Here is a 14,307-nt window from a genome sequence, read left to right as displayed (position 1 = left end):
AACCAACGTTTATGGACGCTTCAACCAACAACGAAATTATTCCTGCCGCTAGCTTTAAGCAGATTGATATTGGTTTCGTGACCCCTGCTGTTTCCATAAAACGGTTTGTACAATGCATATGGGTGATTGATAACCCAGAAGGCTCAGCTACAACCCTAAACGAAAAATTTTATCCCGATGCAGGTGCTAGTTTGACTTTCTATCTCGATCAAACTAACTGTGAAGCGCAATTGTTTTACCATACTCAGGTCTGCGCCATGCCGTGGGAACTGGCTTGCAGACAAATAAGTGTAAGATTTAGGCCCGGTGCCTTGAAACACTTGTTCGGTTTAACCTTTGATGACAGTAAAAACCAACAAATCGACATCGCGTTGGCTATGGTTAAGCAGCGTGATTCCTATCAACGACTGCAAGCCTATCTTATTGGAAAAACTATTAGCCAGCAGTGCTTAGCAATACAGTACTGGTTGATTGAGCTAGCAGAAAATACTGATGGAGCCTTTCAGAAATGGGAGCGCATGCTTTATCAGTCGATGAATTTACTGGTGCCCCCACAACATCTTGCCGATCAGTTCGGCGTCAGCCGAAGAACGCTGGAGCGCCAATTTCGCACTAACTTTGGTTTCTCGCCAAACAAACTGTATCAATTTGCTCAAATACGCCATGCTCGATCGTTATTAACCTCAAATTCTGAAGCGCTGAGCCACGTCGCATTGGCATGTGGTTACTTCGACCAAGCGCACTTTACGCATTCGTTTAGTGATTTCGCGCTGGAAACGCCCCTTCAGTATAGAAAGCGAAAGTTGTCGCAAATTTACAATTAAGCGTTTTGCTTAGACTTTATAGTTCTCCGCAGTTTAAAGGAGATCACTATGAAAAAACGTATTACACAATCTGAGCTATATTCTGAATATCCCCATATTCTTGAACACCTCACAGGCTTGGTTAAGCCTTCAGTCAAAAGTACTTTAAGTCATAAACTCATACATTTAGTTAAGCTTCGTGCGTCACAAATTAATCAGTGCGGCTTCTGCCAACACATGCACGCCGAAGAAGCGAGAGAGTCTGATGAAAATCAGTCAAGGCTTGATGTATTGTCTGCATGGAGAGAGCTAGATTGTTTCAGTTTTGAAGAGAGAACAGCATTAGCGTGGACGGAAGCGTTAACGCTTATCCACTCTTCCACTATTACTGAAGAAATGTATAACAGTGTAGAAAGCACCTTCGGAAAAGAAGGGCTGATAGAACTCACGTCTATTATTCTGCAAATTAATAGCTGGAACCGTATTTCAGTAAGCCTTCAGTTTCAACCTTCTATTTAGTAGTAAGGAAGACGTGAAAATGACTATCATGAAACAAGTACAAAATAACAAATTGGGTGTAGCCGCCTGCTTGTGCTTTTTTTGGGGAAGTACCCTTTTCTTGCCAGCCTTCAGCAAATTTGCAACCGCTGGAGTATGGTTATTTATGGCGGGTTCTCTATTGATGCTTTTAGACATCTTGAGCATTAAAACCAACTAGGCTTTGCGCTAATAGTGTTTAAGAGTGTATATACAACTATGCACTCTTTTATTGAGCGAAATTTACTGCTGTATATTGGTACAAGAAAAGTGAGTTTCGATTTTACTTTGATATATATGGCATAAGCCATTGAATGGGGAGAGAGAAGTTGGTCGGTGTGAGAGGATTTGAACCTCCGACCCCTGACACCCCATGACAGTGCCATAAATACATGCCCACACCCCTTATTTCATAGGCTTAGTAGAATAAGATGCCCCCAAAGGTGACCCTCTAGGTGACCCTAACTACCTCGCCCAAATTAATTTAAATATTTTTTTGAGAAACTTTCAACTGAACAATAAATGAGCGACTAATAGAGCTTATAGACTCTCATATATTCACTCACTAAGTCTTCAGCTAACGAGAAGTCACCGCTAAGCGCCCCCATTACAGCTTGGTTATACAACTGACTAATCTTCTTACTCTGTCCAGCCGCATAACCTACCCACTGTGTAAGGTGCTCGGTGTCGCTAATACCAAACTGTGTACCAGCGTACTCTTCAAAATCTTCGTACAGTTCTTCAGTAGCACTTTCCACCTCACGTAAAGCTGCACTCTGAGTTACCCCATAAGCTTCAGCAAGTGAGGCAATACCATTACCATCGACTTCCTCACCATTGAGCAAGGCGGTAACAGAGTCGATTACACCTGAGCTACCAAGCTCCTGTTCCACTTGTTGAAAGGTAGTTATTGTATTCTCTGATGTATGAGCTTCAATGTACTGCTCTTCGTCTTCGCTTTGCTGTATTGGCGCTTCATAGTCCTCGTAACTTCCGTTTAAGATTGACCTATCCACCAACCCAGCATCAATCATGTGCCTTACTTGGCCAGTTACACCACCAACAGTAACTAGTGAATCAAGAGAGGCTTCTGATATATCCAGAGGCATTCCAGTTTGCGTTGTTATAGCAGTGAGGCTTAAGTCTTGCTCTTCTTCGTGGTGAATTTCTTGTGCTGTTAATTTTCCTATTTCCTGCTGTGTTGTCTCACAGTAGTCTTCAAATTCGATTGTCATTACTATCCTTTATAGTTGTAGTTTTAGTTTGATTGTTTGTTGTGGTTTTAACGTGTTGCCTTTGGTTAGTTCAGTGAACGCAGCTACTACCGTCATGTAGAACTCTGTGTCTACCCACATGGCGTAGGCGTAGAGTGCTTCAAGTGTTGCTAGGGTTGCTCCTCCATTCTTGCCTTGGCCTAAAGTTGTCTGCAAATTTCCCGACAAAGCTAGATGCGCTTTTACTTTGTTACGCCATTGGCTTGGGGCTTGGCTAGCCTTACTACAAATAGCATTGAGGAAGAGCAAAGCGCCTCTTTAAGAAACGCTTGCTTCCTAATTGTCTCTAACTAAAGTGCTTCTTTAAGCAGCTTTTGGACGCTCTCTAGTTCTTTCTCGATATCGGCATGGCGAGTGATAGTGGACTTCGCTGATTCAAGTTGCCTTTCACGTAGCCCCCTTTGGTCTTGTGTAAGCATCGACTTGTTCTTAAGGTGTCTTTCACAAAATTCGATTTCGTCATGGGCTTGAGTTAAGTTAATGCGCTCCAGAGAGGCGATAAGCTCGCTACGTCTTGCCATTAGCTGTTCAACTGTCGGCTCTGTAAAGTCAAGAGCTGGTTGTTGGGAGTTCTTACGTAATGAATACGATTCCTTTAGTTCATCCCACGACTCGCTAGCAAAGGCTGTACGCTTATCATTTGACAGCAACGCTATATCCCAATACGCAGCTTTCATCTTGTCTTTAAAGTCAGTCACTGCGTTACGCAACGCTTCGTTATAAGCTCTAGCCTCTTCTTGCTTACGTCTAGCTTCTACAGCCTCTTCGGTGTAATTAATCTTGGCACTGCTAATCATTACCTCTGCTTGCGCTGGTGAATACAAGCTTGATAGAACTTGAGTAGTGAGCGCTTCTAGGGCATTTACAGTGTCTTTTAGTGTCTTCATTTCTGTGGTCATTTGGTTTTGTCCTTATTGTTTGTGTTTATTGGTTTAGTGTGTGGCTAGTAGTAGTGCTTCGTTAGCAAGTTGGTCAGCTAATATGTTCCCGTAGCAGTCGCTATGCCCTCTTACCCACTTAACTACTACAGTAGGCTTCGCTTCTTTTAGAGCATCTATAATCAGCCATAGGTCTTTGTTAACTACTGGCTTCTTGTTGGCTTTACGCCAGCCGTTAACCTTCCACTTAGGAGACCATTCGTTATAGCCACGAACAGTTAGCTCGTTATCTGAATGAATTACATCGTTAGGCTGAGCAACTTTGAGAGCTTTAATCAGTGCTAGCATTTCGCAGCGGTTGTTAGTCGTGAATATCTCATGTTCTTCTGGTCTCACTGCTTCTTTGAATTGGCTGATTACCTGATTAGTTGGCGTTAGCACAGCCACTCCAATACCTCCCAATGTACAGCCGTTCTGATTATCTGGAGCTGCACCATCGGTAAAGATATGGCGTACAGTTTCATTCGTGATAGTTGGTTCTTGATTAGTCATTAGTGTTCCTTTGTTGGTTGTTTAGTTTTGATGATAGTGATTAGTCTGGTTGGCTCAGGTACTGCTCTACGCACTCATTAATGAGCTTGTTAGCACTGAGCTTTTTATCTGATGTAGCTTGTCGCTTTGCTTGGCGTTCGCGTAGTAGTTGAAGCGCTTTGTCTGATAGCTTCACACCTAGATTCTGTGTGTTAAGGGTTTTGTATTGCATGGTGTTACCTCTTTAGATTTTTTGGAAAACAGTAGCCGTACGCTGGTGGCGTAAAGCTGCTTATGGTTAGGCTTTTAGAGTTTAAGGAAAACGCTAGACAGGGACTTACACGCGAACACTTACAAAAAAAGGTCGTGAGAAGTTATGAGTCTGTCTTAGGTAGTGAATACATGGATGGTTAGTTGTAATAGAGCTGGGCATAACCACTAACTACTGAGTAAACAAATAGCCCTAGTTACATAAAGGAGTGAACTGTAAAAAGGGCTAGGTGTACTAACTAACAACCATCTAATGTGTATATGTAGGGAGGAGTGGGTAAGTCTAGCTTAGAGCTTAGCTTATAGTTCTTATTACTCTCTTCCTTCTAAGGTCGGACAGTCAGCATACTGTTGATTCTACTGAGTTTTTACTAACAACCATCTAATGTGTGTATGTAGGGAGGAGTACTAAGGCTAACTGTAAGTCTAACTAAGTGTTGACCTTAGATTCTTAGACTGAGAGTTGCCCCCCTACCCCCCATAGATTTGATGGTGAGTAGAGGTATTCGCTAAAGAAATTGGTTCGTTGACCTTGAGTTCATTAGACCTGTCACTTGCCCCTGAGCCTAAGCCCACCACTACAAAGCTAGTGACTGAGTTTTGATGCTTTGTAATGTCCTGTGAATAGCCAAGTTCTTTTGTTTCGACTTTTCTATTCTATATGTCGGACAGTCGCAAGCCCAGTAAATACAAGGGCTATAGAGCTTGCGCATTTTATAGGCAACCCTCACATAGTGAGTTGATTACTTGGTTATGTCAGTTGTACCTCTAAAGCTAGGAACTTAGCCATTCATAGCGCCTGTATAGATCTGTGAGAAGCCTTAAGGCGCTTGAGGACTGATTGTATAGCCTAACTACTTGGTAAGCTCTGAGAGGAGTACAGATCGAAATGCTGGCTCTGCTTTCACTATGGCAGCAACCAAGTCAGCTATATGGTGAACAGTATCTTCCATATCGCTAGGTTCTTCATTGAATCGTTTTGCTAACTCAGCTGTTTTGTATTCATGCTGTGCTAGTGCTGTATCAATTGCATCGTTCATAGTTCTTAGTGTGCTTTGAGTCATTCGTTTAACCTTACTGCTTGAGAAGAGGCGGCAACGATACATAGTTCACCCATTGGTTTCAACACACGAGAGCAGCCATAAGCTAATGATAAATAACAAGTATAATCACTACTGACTGAGCTAACAGTTACAGCTGAGAATAGGCTTAGAGCTGCTATATACTTGACCAGTCACTTACGACTATAAGTTTTTTTGAGGCGAATAAGCGTTCGGCTAGAAACTAAACAGATGATAGTGCTTAAGGTTAGCTTGTAGCTCTCTCTTTCTTCACAGCTTGAACAGTTGAAGGTGAAATATTGAGTTGTGTTGCTATCTTACGAATACTCACGCCTTCATCTAACAACTGACTTACACGTTCACGGTCAACGCTTTGCGGTCTGCCCTTATACTTGCCTTCCTTCTTCGCTATGGCGATACCTTCACGCTGTCTTTCTAACATCATAGAGCGTTCAAACTGATAGATACCGCCAAGCATAGTGAGCATTAGGTCTTGCATTGCGTCATTCGCATCGGCCGTGAAGGTCATATTCTCTTTGTAGAACTTCAAGGTAACGCCCTTGGCTTTAAGCGACTCCACCAGTTCTAGTAAATCACCAACGTTTCTAGCCATACGTGATATGTCGTGTACGTGAACAATGTCACCAGCTCTCAAGTGTTCGAGCATAATCGTTAGCTGTGGTCTGTTCTTGTCCTTGCCTGAGCATTTATCAGTGTACACCTTGTCCAGCGTTAGCCCTTCAAGCTGTCTTGCTGTGTTCTGGTCTACTGTACTAACGCGAATGTATCCAATGTTCTGACTCATGCTACTGCTTCCCTTAAGTGTGTGGTTTTATGTCTAAGACGTTCAAATGCTAACCGTACCAATAATCAAAAGTCAACCTAAAACCATACAAATAACTTATCTAAAGTGTACCAATCAAGTGTACTGCTATGGATATACCCTGCTGGTACAGTGCTTTTGGTTGCAGTGAGAGTTAGTTACAGGAGCGCTTGGGAGGCTATAAGGTTAGCTTGGCTGCTTGAGGATATAATTGACTGGCGCTATGTGACCTACCGTGTGTGCTTTCTTATTGCGTTGAACGCTGGTGGTTTGTGGTGGCTAAAGAATTGGCTCTAGTAATGCTGTGTGGCGCATACCCCTACGGGGGGAACTCTAAAATGCTGATTTCGATTAGATGGTGTAACATTTTTTGTTAAAAAATAGCCACTATAGAGGTTTAATTAAAGATACAACTTATGTACAGTGAGATGAGGATAAAACAACATAACGCGAGATAAATATGAAACAAGGAAGTTTGGAGCTAATTCCAGTAGCTATAAAAGAAGTGGAAAATATAAGCATGGGTGTTTTGCCTAACGGTGAAACATTTCTTTCATTACAAGGACTAGCAAGGTTTTGTGGTGTAGCGCCCAGTAATATCATACAGTTAGCGCAAGACTGGAAGAAAGGTGAAGCGCAAACAAAACAGAGAGGCATTATAATAAGTCAGCTCATACAGGAATGGACAGAGTCTGACGAAATACCTGATAGCTTATACGTTGAAATCGAAAATCCATACGCTATGAGCAGCGCGACACATGCTGTCCCCGAGTCAATCGTAATGGCGATAACTGACTACTACGCCCACAATACTCAATCTCCAAAACAAGAAGCAATCTTAAATTTTAGAAGAGCAGCAAAGCATGGCCTACGCTCTTATATATATGAACGACTAGATTACTCTAAACAGGATGTATTGGAGAGGAGCTGGGGACTATTTAAAGAAAGAGTACTTCTAAATGAAACCCCTCAAGGCTACTTCACTATGTTTGATGAAGCCACAGGCATCATTGCATCACTAATTAGGCACAAAATCCCTGTGGACGACAGTATCATGCCAGATGGCTCTCTTGGTATCCATTGGGGTAAATACTGGACTAGTAATAATCTTGAGTCTAAGTATGAACCAAGAATCAAGATTAACCATAAGTTTCCCGATTCTTACAGACAGTTAGACCCTCTGATAAATGCTTATCCTATTTCAGCATTGTCAGAGTTCAGGCAATGGTTTCAAGATACTTACCTACCCGAGAAGTATAGTAAATACATCGCAGGAAAGGTCAGTGACAAAAATGATGTTTCTTTGTTGCTTGAAGCAGTCTTACCAAAGGCGCTACCTGAACATTAATAAATAGTGACTAAACTAAACCTTGAACGCAACTAGGCAATCAGCCTCGTGAATCTTTTCAACATACTGCCACAGTTCGTCCTTGTTCTTGTACTTACTATACAAGCTGTAGGTCAAGGACAACTGTTTGTGCCCTGCTAGCTTTGTAGCTATATCTTCAGGACAACCTATCTGCTCAAGTGCTGTAGCAAAGTGGCCTCTAAACGAGTGTAAGCCAGTCTTATACCCTTCTACTTTGCCAAAGCCTTTAGTCAGCTTACCGAACTTAGAAGAGATACTATTGACTGCCTCCTTCGCGCCTATCTTGGCTTCACCAACTTCAGGGAATAACCAAGGTGAACCACCAGCTCTCGCGATTGCTTGCTCTACTAGTGTTCGGATAGCTGGAGATACAGGTACTATGCGCTGAGCATTAACTGTCTTACCCTCCCTAACCTCGAAGAACAAGTCCCCCTCTACAGTAACAAACTGTTCTTTCTTCGCCAGCGCAAGCTCACCTAGTCTCGTACCTAGAAAGGGCAGCAGTCTTGGCAGCATGTGTAATGTATACGGATATAGCCATGTGGGGCTTTTAAGCTTCTCGTATTGCGTGCGCTCTAGGATTACCTTCAGTTCATCATCAGTGAAGTTGCGGTAATGCAGTGGCTTCGCTTTTTTCCTGCTTGCTTCTACTTTCGTGTTTAACCATGGATTCTCGCCTTTGGTACGTTCACGAGTAAGCGCCCAGCGCCATAGCTCTTGTAGTTTTGATTTGTAATGAGTAACCGTATTGGCCGATTTACCTGCCTCAAGCAAAGCATCGATGAAAAGCTGAGCTTGTCCTGAGCCTATATTCGATGGCAGGTCATCGCGCCCTACAAACGCATTGAGAGCCTTAACGTAAGTAGCCATTGACGATATGTACTTGTCATTCTTCTTATCGACCGCAAATGCTGCCCACTCTTCAGCCATTTCCGAAACTGTAGGTTGATAGTCTGATGGTATCTCACCTGATTTGGCGGCACTCCATGCTGCTTTAATTGCTGGGCTTTTAGCATCTTCCTTGTTATCTACAAGCAACTGAGGCTCAGCATCTTCCATGGGGTTATAGGACTGTTCGTGAGCAACTTCTGAATCACGCTCTTGATACTCTTTGCGCCACTCAGAGTAATACTTAAAGAAAAGCGCCTTGTCTGAGTTGCCGCGTTTGATGTGCGCAAGCTCTAGCTCTATCTCTGCATTGATAGCATTGCGCTTAAGTATTGCTTCTTGGCGATTGCTTGTACCTAGTGAGTACTGAATCTGTGCCTTACCGTATTTTTCTCTTAGAAGTTGAGGGGTTTTTCTCCGATAAAGAAACAAACCAGAGTCTTTTCTTCTGAGATACGTATCGTCCATTAGTTAAAACCATTGCCAAATCAGCTGCTATTGAGCCTTGAGGTGACCCCAAAAGTGACCCTATTAGTGACCCTATAGAAGCTTGTATATGAATTGATAAGAGAGATTCTGAGTGATAAAACGCTTGTAAGTCAAGCCACTCAAGGGTGAGAGAGAAGTTGGTCGGTGTGAGAGGATTTGAACCTCCGACCCCTGACACCCCATGACAGTGCGCTACCAGGCTGCGCTACACACCGACCGAAAGAGCCGACAAGTCTACTCAATTTCAACGACTTTGCAATGTAAAAAAACCAAATAACCGCCTAAACGATTATTTGGTAATCAAAACCCATCTAAAACGAAGCTTATTACAAGTCGTCTGCACTTACATCTTTGATTTCTGGCCATTCTTCATTCGCCTCATCTATATGAGTAGGAATGTTCTTGGCCCATGCTTTGTATACACTTTCGTCTTTATTCACGTAAAGTACGCCATCAACAATTTCAAACGCTTTGCCGTTTATTTCGAATTTCTTACCAAACGTTGCGCCGTAGGCACAAAAGCCGCCATACGCTGGTGCGTATTTGTCTGGGTTGCTTACAAACATGTCTCTATTTTTCTGCGATGAAAATCGGTAAATAGCGTCGTTGTGGACAGCCGTTATAGTCGCTTTACCCAGCACTGGCTTACCTTCAGTAAAATAAGCTACAGCGTCGTGCCCGGCTAAAATAATTCCGTTTTCGTCGGTCTCTGTATCAACGCCAGCGAATACCGCGCCACTAGCAATTAGTGAAACTGCAAATAAACTACCTTTTAAGAATACTCTCATGCTATTTCTTCTCCACATTGGTGTTTCGAGTGTTTTCACACTATCTCTGTATAAGTTCGAAGAATATGGTACGTACTTCGGTCTTATACAAACATGCTCCAAACGCTTAAATACTTGTCCAAAACACCATGAAAAATTTAGAAAGCCTTTTTGACCAACTTCAAATAACCACCAATGTATTTCACAACGGACAATATTGCGGTAACTGGCAAATTGACACTTCTGGCACCGGCTTTATTAATTTTCACGCCGTAACTCACGGTCAATGCTACTTACACCGTAACGACGACGGCCCAGTTCTGTTAGAAAAAGGCGACATGGTTTTACTGCCTGTTGATAGCCCACACCTTTTAAGCCCTACAAAAACTCACACTTACAAAAATGTTAGCGCAAGCTCTATTCCTGTTAGCGAGAAACTAGGAGCTGAAGGCCCGGTGCTACTTTGCGGTTACTTCGAGTATCAGCACCCTTTAATGAGAGTAATAACAAAAGAACTGCCAGAATTTTGGATAATTAAAAAAGCATCAAAAGAAAGTAGAGTGCTACATGAAAGTCTGCAGTTACTTATCAGCGCGTCGTTAGAAGTGTCGGACTCAACCTTCACTTCGTCGGTTCTGCTAAACAAAATCGCTGAGGTTGTATTCCTTTTGATTGTGAAGCATTTAATGAGCAAGTACTCATCAACCTTAGGGGCTCTACTGCATCCGGCCATAGCAAATAGCCTTCAAGCGCTGCATAACGCGCCTGAACAACATTGGAACGTAGAAATGCTGGCGAGTATTGCGAATATGTCTAAATCTAACTACGCAGCAAAGTTCAAAGCCTGTGCAGGCGTAACTCCAATTAAATACCTAACGCAATGGCGCCTGCGTTGTGCCTGCACAGAAATAATCCAAAGCAACAAGCCGTTAATTACCATTGCAAACCAATATGGTTACGAAACGGAAGCTTCTTTTTCAAAGGCTTTTAAAAGAGAGATTGGAGTGTCTCCTTCACAAAAGCGCGTTCAAGCTAGGCCAGCGTAACGTAACACACCCCAGTTACTACCAGTGCAACTAACACGTTTAGCACCACACCCTCTCTGGCCATAGTTTTTATGTCGAACTTTTCCGTTGAGTATGCAATGGCGTTAGGCGCTGTAGCTACTGGCAGCATAAAGGCACAACTTGCGCTTATAGCCGCCGGAATCATAAGTAATTTAGGGTCAACACCTACCGCTAAACCTGCTGCTGCCAATATTGGCATTAGTAATGTAGATGTTGCTGTGTTTGAAGTAATTTCAGTAAGAAAGGTTACAAACAAGCAAATGCCCAGTACAAGTAGTAAAACGGGTAAGGTTGCAAGCCCTGTTAACCATGAGCCCATTAATACGCTTAAGCCTGAAGACATAAACGCTTTCGCGATACAAATTCCACCAGCAAAAAGTAATAGCATACCCCACGGAATATCATTCGCGGTTTTCCAATCTAGCAGCTTGTCGCGGTTGCCTTTTGCGTCTACTTCACCGTTATCATTGCCGCTATTGGTGAAAAACATGGCGGCAACACCCGCAACGGCTATAGTGCTATCACTGATAGTAGTTACCCCTATCCATGCAGTCCAAAAAGGTCTGAATATCCATGCCAATGCTACCGTACCGAAAATGGCAAGTACGCGCTTTTCGGCCTTTGTCCATGCACTAGGTACAGGTAAATCGATGTTTCCCACTTCTTTAATACCGCGCGCTAACCATAAGGCCATAATAGGTACGCCTAGTATTACTATTGGTACGCCTGTTTTCATCCAGTCGATAAAGCTGTATTCAATACCTTGAGTCTCTTCATACACGCTCATGAAGATAATATTAGGTGGCGTCCCAATCGGTGTGCCTACCCCGCCCAAGCTTGCCGAATAAGCAATACCAAGTATTAGCGCCACGCCAAATCGCGGGTTGTCTACTGCATTGATAATAGCGATAGCCATTGGCAACATCATTAACACCGTGGCGGTGTTACTAATCCACATACTGAGTACTGCTGTTGTTAACATGAAGCCCAGCACCAGCTTGAGCGGGCTGCCGCTGCCCGTTATACGTAGCATGTAAATGGCGAAACGCTTGTGTAAATTGGCGCGTTCCAACCCCTTTGAAAGCATGAAAGCGGCCATTAGTAGAATGATAACGTGGCTTCCGAGAGCAGAAGCAGCTTCGCTGTGAGACAACACACCAAATAGCGGGAATAGCGCGAAGGGTAAAAGCGAAGTAGCGGGAATAGGAAGCGCTTCGGTTACCCAAAGTACTGCTACAAAAAGGGTAATCGCAGCGGTAAATATAATTTCGCTGGGCTGATTTACAGCCCACAAGCACATACCGCTTAGAACAGAGGCGATAAACGCGAAAAGAATAATACTGTTCTTGCGTGTTGGCTGTCGTTGTTGAGTATCTGAAGAAGGTTCAGGGTTTGTGTGCATTGCGCTTCCCGTTACTAATCGCTTTATTATAAGTGCTAGGGCCTTAGCTATTGGCCCTTTTTATTGCTCTTATATTTTCTATCAGTAATTAGCGGGAAACGCACGAGGCTTTTCCAAAAAAGTGGTATTTAAGTTGATTCACTTACTTTCGTCGTCAGACGAGATTCGGCTGGCTACTGCGCCTGCTTGGCCTTTGTATTTAGCATCAACTCTGGCGTTGTAAGGTTTTTCAGCTGGCGCCGATAACACCTCAAAGCTAAGTGCCCCTATTTTCATTTTAGGGCGAAGCGCCAGCGGTAACTTACCACTGTTGTAAAACTCAAGAACGATATTGCCCGACCAGCCTGGATCTATTCGATGCGCGGTCACGTGCACCATCAAGCCTAAACGCGCAAGCGAAGAACGCCCGTCTAACCAACCTACGATGTTGTCAGGCAAGGTTACTGACTCGTGGGTAATAGCAAGCGCCAGTTCCCCGGGGTGTAGAAAGAAGGCTTTACCCTCTTCTAGTTCAATTTCATCGCTCATTACGTGGTCAAGCGCTTCTTGAACCTGTGCTTTTGGCCCACTTAAATCGATATACGGCGCTTGGTGATCTTCAAACACGCGAAATTTATTACCTAGGCGGATATCTACCGTTACACCACTTATTTGATCGTAGCTGGGTGTAGGGTCAATTTTAATTTTTCCATCTTGCAGATGTTGGTAGATATCGCGGTCGCACAAGCGCATGGTGTATTCCTCATTTCGTTAGGCCGCTATTATGCGTATGTCACCGCATGCATTCAACTGCTCAAAGGCTTGTTTTATCTGCTTTTGCGCAATTTTTGTATAGTTTTATCAAATTTTAAATTTAAGCAATCGAACCTGGCTATAGTTCACCTTTACTACACCTGTCTGAATTTACCTATCCGTTGCGCATTCCCGACATTTGTTACCTAGGCATTTCAAGCTAGTTACTCTTTACCAACAATGCCAATAGGGTTGCCTTTAATGTGTTTAACTGCCCCTTTGCGTGGCGCAACAGTAAGGGCCAATTGCATAGACAGTGCGCGCGCTGCCTCGCGATAGCTTTCACTCAATGCACTTTCGGGCGAGGTAATTAACAAAGGCGTGCCGGCATCGCCATGCTCGCGAATATGAATATCAAGCGGTAGCTGTCCCAAAAGCGGCAGTCCGTGGCGTTCGGCAAGCGCCTCGCCCCCGTCTTTTGCAAATACATAATCTTTAGTGCCACAGGCTCTGCATTGGTAATAGCTCATGTTTTCAATAAGCCCTAATACAGGTACGTTCACTTTTTCAAACATGCTTATGCCTTTTTGGGCGTCGGCTAGCGCTAAGTCCTGTGGCGTTGTAACTACAACAGAAGCGGTTAGTGGAACTTGTTGCGCCATTGTCAGTTGGATATCGCCGGTACCCGGTGGCATATCTACAATTAAGTAGTCCAGCACGGGCCACAAGGTTTCATCTAATAATTGTTTTAACGCCCTGCTTGCCATCGGCCCACGCCATACGGCGGCGTCTTCTTGAGGCACTAGGTAACCAATGGAGTTCGCCACTATTCCATGTGACATAAGGGGCTGCATGTGCTTATTATCTTCGCTTTCAGGATGTGCATCGGGATTACCTAACATAATGGGAATTGATGGCCCATAAATATCGGCATCTAAAATCCCAACTTTCGCGCCTTCCTGCATAAGTGCAAACGCTAAATTAATGCTGGTTGTCGATTTACCTACGCCCCCCTTGCCTGAAGCCACTGCTATGATGTTTTTAATGTTGGTGACCGGCGCTACTTCTGTTTCTCCACTTGCTACGTTATGTTTAAACGTAAGCTGGTCATCGTCAAGCTTCCCTTTAAGTTGGTTAAGCACTTCTTGTTTAAGCGGGTCTAGCTGTGTAGCAATACAGAACGGCAAGGTAACTGTTACACCGGCATCTTCATTTTCTGGCTGGCTAAAAGCACACCATGGCAAGGTATCTTCAACATCTAACGAAAAATACTTGGCCAAAATTACAGCAACTTTTTGAGTTGCCGGCTCTGCTTTGCGAGAAAAGAACATAAAATGCCTTACTAGTAGTAGAATTGTGTGAATTACGTAATGCAAAAAACGCGGTTTTCCGCTAGTATTTGCAGCCATTTTGAAA

Annotated in this window: 17 protein-coding genes and 2 tRNA genes; 5 read left to right on the top strand and 14 right to left on the bottom strand. The window is 43.5% G+C overall.

Going from position 1 to position 14,307, the window contains the following annotated elements; genetic code table 11:
- Positions 1 to 11 precede the first annotated feature (11 nt).
- From AC0J2X_RS06605 to AC0J2X_RS06595, 3 genes are read left to right on the top strand one after another with little or no spacing between them, the layout of a single operon-like run.
- Positions 12 to 824, top strand: coding sequence for a helix-turn-helix domain-containing protein (locus tag AC0J2X_RS06605; RefSeq protein ID WP_061486059.1), 813 nt, complete (start codon positions 12 to 14; stop codon positions 822 to 824).
- A 48-nt stretch (positions 825 to 872) separates the two neighbouring features.
- On the top strand, positions 873 to 1,322 hold the full coding sequence (locus AC0J2X_RS06600) for a carboxymuconolactone decarboxylase family protein (protein ID WP_049586902.1): 450 nt from the start codon (positions 873 to 875) through the stop codon (positions 1,320 to 1,322).
- Positions 1,323 to 1,341: 19 nt separating this feature from the next.
- On the top strand, positions 1,342 to 1,521 hold the full coding sequence (locus tag AC0J2X_RS06595) for a YrhK family protein (protein ID WP_014976860.1): 180 nt from the start codon (positions 1,342 to 1,344) through the stop codon (positions 1,519 to 1,521).
- 149 nt (positions 1,522 to 1,670) lie between these two features.
- On the opposite strand, the gene AC0J2X_RS06590 is transcribed toward AC0J2X_RS06595, so the two are convergent.
- The 8 genes from AC0J2X_RS06590 to AC0J2X_RS06555 form a co-directional block, all read right to left on the bottom strand.
- Positions 1,671 to 1,744, bottom strand: a tRNA-Pro gene (locus AC0J2X_RS06590).
- 126 nt (positions 1,745 to 1,870) lie between these two features.
- A complete protein-coding gene (locus AC0J2X_RS06585) occupies positions 1,871 to 2,575 on the bottom strand; it encodes a hypothetical protein (protein WP_472995880.1) in 705 nt (234 codons plus the stop codon).
- 9 nt (positions 2,576 to 2,584) lie between these two features.
- Entirely contained in the window at positions 2,585 to 2,863 is a 279-nt protein-coding gene (locus tag AC0J2X_RS06580) for a hypothetical protein (RefSeq protein WP_472995879.1), read from the bottom strand.
- A gap of 41 nt (positions 2,864 to 2,904) precedes the next feature.
- Entirely contained in the window at positions 2,905 to 3,513 is a 609-nt protein-coding gene (locus AC0J2X_RS06575) for a hypothetical protein (protein WP_472995878.1), read from the bottom strand.
- A gap of 33 nt (positions 3,514 to 3,546) precedes the next feature.
- On the bottom strand, positions 3,547 to 4,044 hold the full coding sequence (locus AC0J2X_RS06570; protein WP_472995877.1) for an RNase H family protein: 498 nt from the start codon (positions 4,042 to 4,044) through the stop codon (positions 3,547 to 3,549).
- 40 nt (positions 4,045 to 4,084) lie between these two features.
- Positions 4,085 to 4,255, bottom strand: coding sequence for a hypothetical protein (locus tag AC0J2X_RS06565; RefSeq protein ID WP_269351206.1), 171 nt, complete (start codon positions 4,253 to 4,255; stop codon positions 4,085 to 4,087).
- An 892-nt stretch (positions 4,256 to 5,147) separates the two neighbouring features.
- On the bottom strand, positions 5,148 to 5,357 hold the full coding sequence (locus tag AC0J2X_RS06560; RefSeq protein WP_472995876.1) for a hypothetical protein: 210 nt from the start codon (positions 5,355 to 5,357) through the stop codon (positions 5,148 to 5,150).
- 244 nt (positions 5,358 to 5,601) lie between these two features.
- Positions 5,602 to 6,159: a recombinase family protein gene (locus AC0J2X_RS06555; protein ID WP_423083711.1), complete on the bottom strand. Its 558-nt coding sequence runs from the start codon at positions 6,157 to 6,159 to the stop codon at positions 5,602 to 5,604.
- Positions 6,160 to 6,637: 478 nt separating this feature from the next.
- Between AC0J2X_RS06555 and AC0J2X_RS06550 the strand changes: the two genes are divergently transcribed.
- On the top strand, positions 6,638 to 7,525 hold the full coding sequence (locus tag AC0J2X_RS06550) for a BstA C-terminal domain-containing protein (protein ID WP_472995875.1): 888 nt from the start codon (positions 6,638 to 6,640) through the stop codon (positions 7,523 to 7,525).
- Between the two features lie 15 nt (positions 7,526 to 7,540).
- Here AC0J2X_RS06550 and AC0J2X_RS06545 read toward each other — a convergent pair whose 3' ends face one another.
- From AC0J2X_RS06545 to AC0J2X_RS06535, 3 genes are all read right to left on the bottom strand, one after another.
- The gene (locus AC0J2X_RS06545) at positions 7,541 to 8,902 is read right to left on the bottom strand and encodes a DUF6538 domain-containing protein (RefSeq protein WP_472995874.1); all 1,362 of its coding nucleotides are present in this window, start codon (positions 8,900 to 8,902) and stop codon (positions 7,541 to 7,543) included.
- Positions 8,903 to 9,061: 159 nt separating this feature from the next.
- A tRNA-Pro gene (locus AC0J2X_RS06540) sits at positions 9,062 to 9,138 on the bottom strand.
- 111 nt (positions 9,139 to 9,249) lie between these two features.
- Positions 9,250 to 9,711 (bottom strand): YHS domain-containing (seleno)protein, encoded by a 462-nt coding sequence (locus AC0J2X_RS06535; protein WP_039236516.1) that lies wholly within the window; start codon positions 9,709 to 9,711, stop codon positions 9,250 to 9,252.
- A gap of 128 nt (positions 9,712 to 9,839) precedes the next feature.
- Here AC0J2X_RS06535 and AC0J2X_RS06530 point away from each other — a divergent pair, with 128 nt between their 5' ends.
- Positions 9,840 to 10,736 (top strand): AraC family transcriptional regulator, encoded by an 897-nt coding sequence (locus AC0J2X_RS06530; protein WP_049586886.1) that lies wholly within the window; start codon positions 9,840 to 9,842, stop codon positions 10,734 to 10,736.
- Here AC0J2X_RS06530 and AC0J2X_RS06525 read toward each other — a convergent pair.
- The 3 genes from AC0J2X_RS06525 to apbC form a co-directional block, all read right to left on the bottom strand.
- Positions 10,723 to 12,159 carry an SLC13 family permease gene (locus AC0J2X_RS06525; protein WP_061486068.1) on the bottom strand — a complete coding sequence of 479 codons (1,437 nt, stop codon included), beginning with the start codon at positions 12,157 to 12,159 and terminating at the stop codon, positions 10,723 to 10,725. The genes AC0J2X_RS06530 and AC0J2X_RS06525 overlap by 14 nt on opposite strands.
- Positions 12,160 to 12,297: 138 nt before the next feature.
- Positions 12,298 to 12,891, bottom strand: coding sequence for a dCTP deaminase (dcd, locus tag AC0J2X_RS06520; RefSeq protein WP_014979644.1), 594 nt, complete (start codon positions 12,889 to 12,891; stop codon positions 12,298 to 12,300).
- Between the two features lie 224 nt (positions 12,892 to 13,115).
- Complete coding sequence (apbC, locus tag AC0J2X_RS06515) at positions 13,116 to 14,222, bottom strand: iron-sulfur cluster carrier protein ApbC (RefSeq protein ID WP_061486069.1); 1,107 nt, start codon at positions 14,220 to 14,222, stop codon at positions 13,116 to 13,118.
- Between the last annotated feature and the right edge of the window lie 85 nt (positions 14,223 to 14,307).

The organism is Alteromonas sp. R7 (assembly GCF_055755235.1).
This window is presented reverse-complemented; position numbering and strand designations above follow the sequence as displayed.